This window comes from Bacillus sp. FSL R5-0712 (assembly GCF_038593285.1).
GTDB classification, from domain to species: domain Bacteria; phylum Bacillota; class Bacilli; order Bacillales; family Bacillaceae; genus Bacillus; species Bacillus safensis.
The window spans coordinates 1,712,591-1,725,148 of sequence record NZ_CP151981.1 but is presented as its reverse complement, the minus strand read 5'-3'; the positions used below and the strand labels follow the sequence as shown (position 1 = coordinate 1,725,148).

At 39.6% G+C, this 12,558-nt stretch carries 11 protein-coding genes and 1 pseudogene; 1 reads left to right on the top strand and 11 read right to left on the bottom strand.

Going from position 1 to position 12,558, the window contains the following annotated elements; all coding sequences use genetic code 11:
- Positions 1-71: 71 nt before the first annotated feature.
- The 7 genes and pseudogenes from NSU11_RS08570 to spoVK all read right to left on the bottom strand — a co-directional run bounded on the left by NSU11_RS08570 (position 72) and on the right by spoVK (position 7,189).
- Positions 72-453 (bottom strand): annotated as a pseudogene (locus tag NSU11_RS08570) (ArpU family phage packaging/lysis transcriptional regulator).
- 44 nt (positions 454-497) lie between these two features.
- On the bottom strand, positions 498-1,337 hold the full coding sequence (locus NSU11_RS08565) for a hypothetical protein (protein ID WP_024424079.1): 840 nt from the start codon (positions 1,335-1,337) through the stop codon (positions 498-500).
- Positions 1,338-1,652: 315 nt separating this feature from the next.
- Positions 1,653-2,987 carry a type I glutamate--ammonia ligase gene (glnA, locus tag NSU11_RS08560; RefSeq protein WP_024424080.1) on the bottom strand — a complete coding sequence of 445 codons (1,335 nt, stop codon included), beginning with the start codon at positions 2,985-2,987 and terminating at the stop codon, positions 1,653-1,655.
- Between the two features lie 60 nt (positions 2,988-3,047).
- Positions 3,048-3,458: a MerR family transcriptional regulator gene (locus NSU11_RS08555; RefSeq protein ID WP_025093274.1), complete on the bottom strand. Its 411-nt coding sequence runs from the start codon at positions 3,456-3,458 to the stop codon at positions 3,048-3,050.
- 91 nt (positions 3,459-3,549) lie between these two features.
- On the bottom strand, positions 3,550-4,830 hold the full coding sequence (locus NSU11_RS08550) for an aminotransferase class I/II-fold pyridoxal phosphate-dependent enzyme (RefSeq protein ID WP_103132395.1): 1,281 nt from the start codon (positions 4,828-4,830) through the stop codon (positions 3,550-3,552).
- A gap of 6 nt (positions 4,831-4,836) precedes the next feature.
- Positions 4,837-6,108, bottom strand: coding sequence for a GTPase HflX (hflX, locus tag NSU11_RS08545; RefSeq protein WP_024424082.1), 1,272 nt, complete (start codon positions 6,106-6,108; stop codon positions 4,837-4,839).
- 121 nt (positions 6,109-6,229) lie between these two features.
- Positions 6,230-7,189 (bottom strand): stage V sporulation protein K, encoded by a 960-nt coding sequence (gene spoVK / locus NSU11_RS08540; protein WP_024424083.1) that lies wholly within the window; start codon positions 7,187-7,189, stop codon positions 6,230-6,232.
- Between the two features lie 320 nt (positions 7,190-7,509).
- On the opposite strand from spoVK, the gene NSU11_RS08535 reads away from it, so the two are divergent.
- Positions 7,510-8,268 carry an N-acetylmuramoyl-L-alanine amidase gene (locus tag NSU11_RS08535; RefSeq protein ID WP_133743796.1) on the top strand — a complete coding sequence of 253 codons (759 nt, stop codon included), beginning with the start codon at positions 7,510-7,512 and terminating at the stop codon, positions 8,266-8,268.
- Positions 8,269-8,335: 67 nt separating this feature from the next.
- Here NSU11_RS08535 and NSU11_RS08530 read toward each other — a convergent pair whose 3' ends face one another.
- From NSU11_RS08530 to nrdI, 4 genes are all read right to left on the bottom strand, one after another.
- Positions 8,336-8,953 carry a hypothetical protein gene (locus tag NSU11_RS08530; RefSeq protein WP_024424084.1) on the bottom strand — a complete coding sequence of 206 codons (618 nt, stop codon included), beginning with the start codon at positions 8,951-8,953 and terminating at the stop codon, positions 8,336-8,338.
- Between the two features lie 88 nt (positions 8,954-9,041).
- Complete coding sequence (gene nrdF / locus NSU11_RS08525; RefSeq protein WP_024424085.1) at positions 9,042-10,022, bottom strand: class 1b ribonucleoside-diphosphate reductase subunit beta; 981 nt, start codon at positions 10,020-10,022, stop codon at positions 9,042-9,044.
- A 17-nt stretch (positions 10,023-10,039) separates the two neighbouring features.
- Complete coding sequence (gene nrdE, locus NSU11_RS08520) at positions 10,040-12,142, bottom strand: class 1b ribonucleoside-diphosphate reductase subunit alpha (protein WP_024424086.1); 2,103 nt, start codon at positions 12,140-12,142, stop codon at positions 10,040-10,042.
- Entirely contained in the window at positions 12,102-12,494 is a 393-nt protein-coding gene (nrdI, locus tag NSU11_RS08515; protein WP_008360380.1) for a class Ib ribonucleoside-diphosphate reductase assembly flavoprotein NrdI, read from the bottom strand. Before nrdI ends, nrdE begins: the two co-directional genes overlap by 41 nt.
- Positions 12,495-12,558 lie beyond the last annotated feature (64 nt).

The window sequence follows — 12,558 nt, the reverse complement described above, 5'->3', positions numbered from 1 at the left end:
TTCATTGACAAGGTCAATTTTACCAGCACAAAGTTTGTCATTAAATAGGAATAAAGATACAAAAACAGCACTCAGATGATTCCAAGTGCTGTCGAAAGTTTAAACGTTGCTTGTTTTTTAAATTGTAATATCGATCTTTCTTTAATCCTAGTTCTTCACATACCTCAAGATCTTTGACCACTCGTGAAGTAAGGTACTTCATGCGAATAATGTCTTGTTCAATTTCATCCAAGCTGTACTCTAGTGCTCTTTCTATTTGCCGCACCTTCAGCTCCGAACAAACATTTTGATCTCTTAATTTTGGAAACAAAGCTAAGATCCATTTGCTTTTTGCTCATCCAAGTTCTCTTGTTTAACTTTTAATGCTTTATAAAGCTTCAATTCATTTATTAATGTCTTACGTACCTGCTTTTCATTGACTTCAGGAATAAGGCATAATTGGTTGGTTAACAAATTTATACCCTCTCTCTAAAAAATCTTATAAGCAGACTGTTTAATTATATAATTGAATTATTGTTTGTAGTACTATCGTTCGTAAATTCCTCGTTTGTAGAATCTTGATCGACCTCTTCAATCGACATTTTTATATTGCACAAGTCTTCTAACTTGATAATTTTTGTTTCTGTACATAACTTTGGCTTAGGATTATTTCCTAATAAAATTAATTCTTTGTTTATAGCGTGTAGTACATACCAAGATTTTTTATTCAAATCACTTTCAAGAATATTTTGTTCATTAGCTAAATCAATGTCAGAAACGAGTATATACTTTTCTTTTGTCCAATATAAAAACTTTGAAATTTGCTTCATTAATGCTGGTATAGGGAGACATAGAACGGTCATACATCCTATTATAATTGCTAATTTTCCAATTGGATTTTCTACGAATACATTTGTTACAACTGTTCCATTCAACGGAAAATAATAGCACAATAAGCAAACCATGAACAGTATTGCTAATAATACTCTTACCCCAAACCGATTAATTTTTGAAGAGAATTGACTGTTTATAACATAAATTATAGTGAAAATTGGAGCACCAATTGCGAAAAAAATTGATCCTATCATGGGAGATAAATTTGGATCCCCAGTCCAGGACGGTACACCAAAAGTATAAAGTATAGACAGATTAATCAATACCCACCATAAAGTCTGTCCAAGATATTTAATACTTAATAATAGTATAACCATATCTTTAGTTAACAACTTTTGTTCAAAGATACTTGATGATAATAAATTAATAGGTCTTATTAATTTGAAAATGATAATAAAAAGTATAGTTGCAGCAGCCAAATTACCTGGTATCCCCATCGTTTTAAGAAATCCAAAATAGTCCATAAATACACACCTTTTCAATATTCTTCTTTATTGAATCGGCATTTTTTAGATTTTTTCAAGTAATTAGGAAGCTCTATCTGCTAAATATCTATTCTGTGAAGAACTTGTATAATTTAAATTTGTGAACTGGCCGTCATGTGTAGTGATCTCGGTTTTACCGTACATTGGGGTTTCAGCCAACACCACATTGTTGAAATTTCAAAGACACTTTTTTTGTTGGTGAATTGTAGGTGGTGCCTGCTTCATTTTGAAATATTAAAAACATCCACAAAACAAAAACCCCTTGAAACCATTGGTTCCAAGGGGTTTTCTTTATTAATACTGAGACATATACTGATCACGTTCCCATGGGTGTACTTGGGTGCGGAACATATCCCATTCAATTTCTTTTGATTCGATGAAGTGCTCGAATAGGTGATCGCCTAGTGCGCTGATCATGACTTCGTTTGATTTTAGCAGCTCGAGTGCTTCTGCAAGTGTTGCAGGAAGGTCAGAGATGCCGTTTTCAAGGCGCTCTTCTTTGTCCATGACATAGATGTTTCTGTCGATTGGTGCTGGTGCTTCTAGTTTGTTTTTGATTCCGTCAAGACCTGCTGCAAGTAATACGCTTAGTGCAAGGTATGGGTTTGCAGATGGGTCTACGCTGCGCACTTCTACACGTGTGCTGATGCCGCGTGATGCCGGGATACGGATCAACGGGCTGCGGTTTTGTGCACTCCATGCCACATAGCAAGGTGCTTCATAGCCAGGTACAAGACGCTTGTAAGAGTTTACAGTTGGGTTTGTGACCGCTGTAAAGCTTGTTGCGTGCTTGACGATACCTGCGATAAAGTGTCTAGCAGTCTCGCTTAATTGTAAATCTGCTTTTTCATCAAAGAATGCGTTTTTACCATCTTTGAATAATGATAGGTTACAGTGCATACCAGATCCGTTTACACCGAACAATGGTTTTGGCATGAATGTCGCATGAAGACCATGCTTTCTGGCAATGGTTTTGACAACGAGTTTGAACGTTTGAATGTCATCACAAGAACGGATCGCGCCTGCATATTTGAAATCAATTTCGTGCTGCCCTGGTGCTACTTCGTGGTGAGATGCTTCAATTTCAAAGCCCATTTCTTCAAGCTCTAGCACGATATCACGGCGGCAGTTTTCGCCTAGATCTGTTGGCGCAAGGTCAAAGTATCCGCCTTTATCGTTTAGTTCAAGCGTTGGCTCGCCTTTTTCATCTAATTTAAATAAGAAGAATTCTGGCTCAGGTCCAAGGTTGAAATCACTAAATCCTAGTTCTTCCATTTCCTTTAAGATACGCTTTAAGTTGTTACGCGGGTCTCCATCAAATGGTGTCCCGTCTGGCTTATAAATGTCACAAATAAATCGTGCAACTTTACCTTTTTCTGCTGTCCAAGGGAAAATAACAAATGTGTTTAGATCTGGGTATAGGTACATATCTGATTCTTCGATACGTACGAATCCTTCAATAGATGAACCGTCAAACATACATTTGTTATCGAGAGCTTTTTCTAACTGGCTCACAGGAATCTCAACATTTTTAATCGTTCCGAGAATGTCTGTAAATTGCAGACGGATGTACTTTACGTTTTCCTCATTTACTAATTTTACGATATCTTCTCTTGTGTACTTTGCCATTTCGTAAAACTCCTCCCCTACAAAAGGTAAAATGTGTATAGCAATGCTTTTGCTAATTGGTTAACGGAAGAACCTTGACATATCCCCCTGCCTAAAGGTCGTTCCTTGTTGGAAACGTCCAGCCTGAATGAGTTCCTTCTTCAGTAGCTTCCTGAGTTCATCATCTGTCAAGTTGTGCTTAGCTGTAGCTTTTTCCTCCGTCTTTGTATCAGACGATGGATTTTCTGCCTCAGCTTTGGCAAAAAGTTTTTTGATTCCTGCCATGTTTACACCTTGTTCGATGAGGTTTTTAATTTCTAGTAATTTATCAACATCATGAAAAGAAAATAATCGGCGGTTTCCATCACTTCTTGCTGGAAATACTAAACCATTTTCCTCATAATAGCGAATTTGTCTTGCAGATAATTCTGTTAGCTGCATGACAATCCCAATTGGGAATAAAGGCATTGAGCGGCGAATGTTATCACTCATCTCAACTGTCTCCTCCTCTTTGCTTAAATTTATTATATGTCATGTTATATTATGTGTCAACAAGATGTTAGGAATATTAACATGGATTTTTTTATTGAGCAGGCACTTCAATAAAACCTTGTTCCAATAAGGCATCGACAGCACTGCAAATCGCATTTTTCACATGGGCATACGTGAGTCCGCCTTGAACGTAGGCAGTATAAGGCGGTCTGATCGGACCATCGGCTGATAATTCAATACTGGCTCCTTGTACAAACGTGCCCGCTGCCATAATGACATCATCCTCGTAGCCCGGCATATAGCTTGCATGTGGTGTGACGTGACTATTAATCGGAGATGCATACTGGATTGCCTGACAGAACGCAATCATTTTTTTAGGATCCCCAAATTCGACTGATTGAATCAAATCCGTTCTTTTCGCATTCCACGCCGGGTTTGTTTGGAATCCGAGCTTCTCAAGAAAACGAGCCGTAAACACTGCGCCTTTTAAACTTTGAGCTACAACATGCGGCGCCAAGAAAAAGCCTTGATACATTTCTTGGAGCGCATACAGCGATGCACCCGCTTCACTGCCGATGCCTGGAGATGTCATTCGATAAGAGCAAGCTTCTACCCATTTTTCTTTTCCTACGATGTAGCCGCCTGTTTTGGCAAGGCCTCCGCCTGGGTTTTTAATGAGTGAACCGGCCATGAGGTCAGCTCCGACATGACACGGCTCTTTTAATTCAGTAAATTCACCATAACAGTTATCTACAAACACAATGATTTCTTCATTAATCTCTTTCACAAATGAAATCATTTGCTCAATTTCTTCTATAGTAAAGGATGGTCTTGACGCATAGCCTTTCGAACGCTGAATGCCGATGACTTTTGTTTTAGAGGAAATCGACTCTTTTACTTTCTCATAATCGACGGATCCATCTTGTCGTAAATCAATGGCTTTGTAGTCAATCTGGAAGTCTTTTAATGAGCCTGTCCCTTCTTTCCCGCGAATCCCGACAATTTCTTCTAGCGTATCGTATGGTTTTCCCGTCATATAGATCAATTCATCGCCAGGTCTCAGCACACCAAATAAGGCAATGGAAATTGCGTGTGTACCGGAAATAATTTGCGGACGCACAAGCCCGCTTTCTCCGCCGAAGACATCCGCATAAATCTTTTCTAATGTGTCTCTCCCCATATCATCGTAACCATATCCAGTCGTCGGATTAAAGTGAGAGTCACTGACTTTGTGCTTTCGATAGCTTTCAAGCACCCGCCACTCATTTTGTTCGCTCTTTTGATCAATTTGCTGATGCACGTGTAAAATCTCTTGTTCTGTTTCTGCTGCTGCTTTTTCTAAAATACTGCCGTGTTTTAATGTGTGAAACATCTTGATTTAATTCCTTTCCAACATATACTTCTTGATTTGACCTAAAATGGTCTGATCCTCACCACTATATCCGGTGATGTCATATATCTCTGCTTCTTTTTGAAATTCTAGTGACTCCACAAGCGTTTCTGATTTTAATGCGGAAATGAGCTTGCCTTCATGCGCTGGAATCTTTACATGATATGGCTTTAAAAAGGCTTTTTTCAGCTCTGCCATAATATCCGCTTTTAACCTTTTTACATCTTCTTTGCGCTTAGCACTGATTAAGATGTGGCGATGCTTTGAAGATGGGATGAAATCTGGTCTAATTTGATCTTCCTTGTTATAAACAGTCAGCATCGGAATACGGTCCGCTTCTAATTCTTCTAAAAGCTCATGAACCGTTCGTTCGTGCCCTTCATAATCCTCATTAGAAGAGTCGATGACATGAAGCAAATAATCGGCTTCCTTCACTTCTTCAAGGGTGGAACGAAATGCGGCAATCAGTGTGGTCGGAAGGTCTTGGATAAAGCCAACTGTATCTGAAATCAGCACACTGTAGCCAGATTCTAATGTCATCTTACGTGTCATTGGATCAAGTGTCGCAAACAGCAGGTTCTCTTCATGACTATCCGCTTCTGTTAATTGGTTAAACAAAGTTGATTTTCCGGCATTCGTATAGCCGACAATGGCAATTTGGAACACACCATTTTTCTTTCGGCGCTCCCGGTATCTTGTTCGGTGTTCTTTGACTGCAGATAACTGCCCGTTAATTTCATGAATGCGGTTTCGAATATGGCGTCTGTCTGTTTCAAGTTTTGTTTCACCTGGACCTCTTGCGCCAATTCCGCCCCCTTGTCTTGAAAGGCTGATCCCTTGTCCACTTAGTCTCGGCAAGGCATACTGAAGCTGGGCAAGCTCTATTTGCAGCTTCCCCTCTCTTGTACGGGCTCTTTTTGCAAAGATATCTAAAATCAATTGTGTACGATCAATAATTTTTACATCTAAAGCAGTCGCCAAAGCTTTTAGCTGGCTTGGAGAAAGCTCGTCGTTAAAAATAATGACATCACATTCGAGTTCCTCGCAAAGCACCTCAAGTTCTTCTACTTTCCCTTTACCGATATATGTTGCACTGTCTTGTCTATTTCTCTTCTGCGTCATCACGCTGACAGCTTCACCGCCAGCCGTTTTAGTTAAGGAAGCTAATTCTTCCATTGAGTATTGAAAGCGTTCATCCGTTACATGCGGCAATTGGCAGCCGACAAGGATCGCTTTTTCAGTCATTTCATGTTCATTCAACGTTAGTTGTTTCCTTTCTGTACTTAAGTTTTCAGTAGTACCATCATACCAAACACATCACACGTATACCACTATTCGGATAGTTTATTTTAGTGACTCTTTATAAAAAGGATACGCCATTTCAAGAAGGCGTATCCTCTTTCATTTGAAGATCGTGACTTTTAATGGTCAGCAGATCTTTTTTATCATAATGATCCACAAGAAGCAGTCTCATCGCCTGGGTTCGTATGGCTTTTTCAATGGTGTTTCGCACAAACCGGCCGTTGCTGAATTTTGCCGGGCTTGTGGTACTTTTAATGTGCATTAAATAATCCCGCAGCTTCCATTCGGCTTCTTGTGTAAATACATATTCTCTGTCTGCCATCATTCGTTTTGCAATATCCATGAGCTGATCAACTGTATAATCAGGAAAGCTGATGTTGATTGGAAATCTTGATTGCAGGCCGGGGTTTAAAGAAAGAAAATGATCCATTTCCTTGGAGTAGCCAGCAAGAATGAGAATGAATTCGTGCTGTTTGTCCTCCATATGTTTTACAAGGGTATCAATCGCCTCTTTTCCAAAATCCTTTTCTCCTCCGCGTGCAAGAGAATAGGCTTCGTCAATGAACAAAATACCACCTAGTGATTTTTTAATTAAATCCCTTGTTTTTTGCGCTGTATGACCAATGTACTCACCAACTAGATCACCGCGTTCTGCTTCAATTAAGTGACCCTTTGAGAGCACATTCATTTCAAAGAAAAGCTTCCCGACAAGTCTTGCAACTGTGGTTTTTCCTGTGCCAGGATTTCCTTTGAACATCATATGAAGCGCTTGTTTTCCTACCTTTAACCCTTGTTCCTGCCGTTTTTGATTAACAAAAATCCAAGCATAAATCTCTTTTATGTTTCGTTTCATTTCATCCATACCGACAAGGCTGTTCATTTCACGCTCTATTTCCCGTAAGATGCTGTGTTTTGCCTCATTTTTCTGCAAGGCTTCTAGGTATTCTGCCTCTGAGTCTGCATCAACCAATACTTGCTTTTGTCCGTTAAGTATAATATTGATTTGGCCGTTGTTTTTATATGTGACAGCTCGCTCCAACGTATTCACCTCTCGCTCTTCTCTCTTTATTCTATTCGGGTGGAGCTGTAATCGTGACAATCGCCCGCTTAAGCCCAAGTTTGCTGTCAAAATGACCCGAGATACCGAATATTGTAGGGATTTCTGCGGTTTCCCAGGAAATGATGTGCTATTTCCATTGTATTCATCCCGTTTGGGCGGACAAACCAACAATTTGCTTTTTCTTAGAAAAATGTAGCTTTTTAATCACAAATGATGCAGAAAAGAGTCTCAATGATTTCCGCATTTTGTACAGGCAATTCTTCTATTTTCTCATAAAATAAAGACGAGGTGATGAATAGATGGTGAAAATTTTTATTGATCCTGGCCACGGAGGAACAGATTCTGGAGCTAGTGCTAATGGACTTTTGGAGAAAAATATAACACTTCAAATCGCGCTTTTGTTGAGAGACATTTTGATTAGTGAATATGATGGGGTTTCCGTCCGCTTAAGTCGGTCAACTGACCAATCCGTCACTTTGTCCCAGCGTACAAATGCGGCAAACAGCTGGGGAGCTGACTATTTCGTGTCTATTCATATTAATGCTGGCGGGGGCACAGGGTTTGAAAGCTATGTGTATCCTGGCGTTTCAGCACCGACCACCACGTATCGCAATGCCCTTCATGATGAAATTGTCCGCTCGGTTGATTTTGCGAACCGCGGCAAGAAAACTGCGAACTTCCACGTTCTTCGAGAAACTTCTATGCCCGCTATTTTAACAGAGAATGGTTTCATCGATACAGCAGCTGATGCTAATAAGCTCCGCAACGCAACCTTCCTTCAAGGCATCGCTCGCGCTCATGCGACTGGTTTAGAAGAAGCCTTTCAATTGAAAAAAAAAGCAAGTAATCTTTATAAAGTGCAGGCAGGAGCTTTCAAAGTGAAAGCCAATGCAGATGAATTAACAGCAACACTTAAATCCAAAGGCTTTGACGCGTTTGTTGTATTAGACGGCGGCATGTTCCGAGTGCAGGCCGGGGCTTTCCGTACAAAGCAAAATGCAGATGATCTCGTCGCAAGATTGAAGCAGGCCGGTCACGACGCATTCGTTTTCCAATAAGCTGAAGCTGTTGTAACGAAACAAACCGGCTCAAGTCTTCTGCTGAGCCGGTTTGTTGTGTATTCATTTACGCTAAGATGTTAACGACAAATTGAGACCATGTTTCAAGACGATCGAAGTATTCAGGCTTTTTCAAATCGGCTGCTTTCATCCATTTTCCTGAGATTTGATCTGTTTCTTTTACTTCCACATGAGCACCCGGAGATAGCTCAAGCGCTGATAACAGTCCGATGTGCACACGGCCGACACTGTTGTCATCGTCATTGATTAAACCAAGGGTTTTCATTTCAAGTTTGTCTTCTTCTTGAATAGAAAGTTCTTCGTCCAGCTCACGATCTGTATTTTCTTTTAGAATCTCAGCAAAGTTTTTTCCTTCGATGAAATTCATATGCCCCCCAAAGCCAAGAGATAACTTATGATGTAAGCGAGTCTCTCCCCCGCCTTGAAGTCTTTCGTATACATACACTTCGTCCTCACGCTTAATCACGACATAAGGAATCGGCTGCTTGAAGTCAGGATTTTCTTCTGCATCGCCTCTTCGCATTTGCTCGAAGTGCTCTTCGATTTCTTTCATAATGGTGCTGATTGTTTTCTCTTCACTGTTCACACCATTAAACGCAAGTGTTTCGTTTTGAAACACGCGTGCGCGTGGTGCTACTAAAATGATTTCGTCCATTTTTCCCATGTTCGGTAACCTCCAGTATGTAACTATCACATTGTTAGAAATGGCAAAAAGCCAAAACGAGTGATGCGTTTTGACTTTTACGCTTTCCTTATGATTCATCTCCAAAGAAGAAGTCGTCATCTTTTAACGGCTCAACTGTTGCTTTTTTGTAGCCGTTCCCTTTCATTGAGAAGAAGTCATGCGACTTTGTTTTTGTATTGAGTCCGTTCAATACAATAGGGTTGATCTCTTCTTCTTCAAAGTAAGGGGCAAATCCAAGGTTCATTAACGCTTTATTGGCATTGTAACGAATGAACTTTTTCACATCATGCGATAAATTGACTTGGTCATAAATATCTTCAGTGTAATGAAGTTCATTTTCATAAAGCTCGTTTAAAAGGTCAATAGAGAAATCATACAGCTCTTTTTGCACGTCAGGTGTTTGTTTGTTGTAAATTTCTTGTGCTAATAATCCAACGTACACACCGTGAATCGCTTCATCACGCAAAATTAAGTTGATGATTTCACCACTTTGCATGAGCTTTCCTTGTCCATAGAAATAAAGCGGGTAGTAAAAACCACTATAAAATAGGAAGCTTTCTAAATAAACAGAAGCAACCATTGCTTTAAAGAGAGAAATAGGATCGTCCTTTTGAATCGAACGGTATAAACTGACAATCATATCTGCTTTCTTTTGCAGGAATTTATTCTTCTTGACCCATTCAAACACTTCACTGATCGTTTCAGTTGGTGCGAGTGTCATGAAGATATTTGAGTATGATTTCGCATGCACCGCATTTTCCATCATTGCCATAAAGTTGAGTACAGCTTTACGCTGATGGCCGTCCACATGTTCAGCAACAATCGGCATCCCTGTATTTCCTTGTTCTGTATCAAGTAAAGTCAGTCCAGCAAGTACCTTCATGTACGTATCTCGCTCTTTTTCACCTAAATATTTCCATGTTAAGAGATCTCCGTTTAAGGAAATCTCTTCTGGAAGCCAGAACTGCTTCACATTTTGGTTGTAAAACATTTGTGTAAAATCGTCTTCGTGTTTTGACCAGTTGGCTGCATCATAAATTTTTGTCACGTTAAACTCTCCTTTAATCAAACAACACAAGAAAGACAGCCTTCCTGCCCTGTATCCTTCGTTCTTGCATAATAAAGTGTCTTAATGCCTTTATGGTGTGCATAAAGATCGATGCGGTTTAAATCACGCGTTGTCATCGTATCTTTTAAGAATAGTGTAAAGCTGATTCCTTGATCGACGTGCTGCTGAATCGTTGCGATCATATCGACCACTTTAAACATGTCCATATCGTACGCTTCTTTATAGAAGAACCAGTTTTGTGCTGATAGACCTGGCATTGGGTAATAGGTTTTGCTGTTGCCGTATGTTCTTTCTTCGATACGTTCCATAATTGGCATCACAGAAGCTGTTGCCGATTGAACATAAGAAATGGAACCTGTTGGTGCAATACATAAACGATAGCTGTGATACATGCCATGTTCCGCTACAAATTCTTTGAGTGCTGCCCAGTCTTCTTTTGTTGGAATGTGCATGCCTTCAAATAGTGCTGCTGCTTTTTCTGTTTTTGGTGTGAAATCATTCTCCACGTATTTATTGAAGTACTCACCAGTTGCATAGCCAGAGCCTTCATAACGATGGAATGTTTCTCCTTTTTCTTTCGCAAGCTCACTTGAGCGTTTAATTGAATAATAGTTCACCATCATAAAGAACGTATTTGCGAAATCTCTTGCTTCTTCACTTTCATAAGCAATTTGGTTTTGAGCTAAATACCCATGAAGGTTCATCGCACCAAGTCCGATTGACTTCATCGCTTTGTTCGCTTTTCGAACAGCTGGTGCATTGCGAATGTCTGTTGTTTCAGACACAAGTGTTAGTGAGTCTGTTGCAAGCTTAACCGTTTTTTCAATCGATTTGTTTTTCATGACATTCATGATATTTAATGAACCAAGGTTACAAGAAATATCAAGGCCGATTTCATCTTCTTGATCATAGTCCGTGTAAGAAGAAACCTCTGAAGCCTGAAGCACCTCTGAGCAAAGGTTTGAGAATTTCACTCGTGAAATATGGTTCAAGGCATGCTCTCTGTTTACATTATCTTGGAACATGATATATGGATAGCCTGATTCTGAGCGTAGAACAGCCAATTTTTCAAGAAGCTTTCTCGGATTGACTTTTTCTTTTTTGACTTTTGGGTTTTCTACAAGCTCGTCATACATTTCTTCCATGTCCATCTCATCAAGATGCTGTCCATATTCTTTATAGACTGTATGCGGATAGAAAGTGTAAGCTGTTTTATCTTCTCTAGCAAGCTCGATAAATTTATCCGGGATGACGACTCCAATGGATAGAGTTTTCACGCGAACATCTTCATCGGCAGAGATTTTTTTCGTATCTAAGAAATCATTGATATCTCTGTGGAAAATATTCAGGTAGGCACTGCCTGATCCTTGTCTTTGCCCCATTTGATCTGCATATCTGAATGCATTATCAAGAAGCTTCATCACGCCGACGACACCTTTTGTCGCGTTTTCGACATCTTTGATTGCTTCACCTTTTGCACGAAGTTTTGACAGGTTCAAACTGACGCCGCCGCCTAGTTTTGACAGCTGCATGGAAATATCAATCGCTCTTGAAATATCGTTTAGTGAATCATTTACTTCAAGCAAGAAGCAGCTCACAAGCTCACCGCGTCTTTTACGTCCAGCGTTCAAGAAAGTTGGTGTACTTGGCTGGTACTCTTGATTGATCATCAGTTCTACAAACTCAAGTGCTTTTTCTTTATCCCCGCCCGCAAAGAAAAGTGCTACAACTGAAATGCGGTCTTCATAGCGTTCAAGGATTTTCTTTTTATCATTTGTTTTCAGTGCATAGTCATTGTAAAACTTAAACGCACTCATAAATGATGGGAATCTAAATTTTTTGGCATATGCAGCTTCAAAGACTTCTTTAATATCTGCCATGCTGTATTGTCTTAAAAATTCTTCCTCATAGTAGTCGTTTTCTATTAAGTAATCAATCTTCTCTTCTAGATTGTGAAAAAAGACCGTGTTTTGATTAATGTAATCTACGAAATAACTATGTACAGCTTCTTTGTCCTTATCGAACTGAAACTTTCCTTCTTTTTGAATCATAATTTCGTTATTTAATTGTATCCACTTTGGAACCTGATTTTGTGACAATTCTTTCTACCTCCTGTGTAAACAATTCAACATCCCTTTTTGTTCCGCTTAGTTCAAAGGTGTGCAAAATAGGAACTTGATATTGTTTAGAAATCGTATCGGCGCTTTTTGCAAAATTATCTCCCCACACTTTGTTGCCACTCACCGCAACACCTAGTAAAAGGTGAGCATTTTTCTCTAAAAAGGACTGAGTGGTACTAGGGACTTGTCCAAATCCTGTTGTAAAGGTGACGAGAATAAACGGCGTATCCAAAAACTCTTCTCCAGTCAATTTTCGTTTGTCTGTAAAAGGGGTCTTGTCCAAAAAGCGTTGAACATTTCCTGTTTTTGAATCAAATACGATTTGAATCAATTCCATCACGACCTAGTTTTTAGTATTGTTGATCATTTCGCTATTCACTATATATAGTATACTA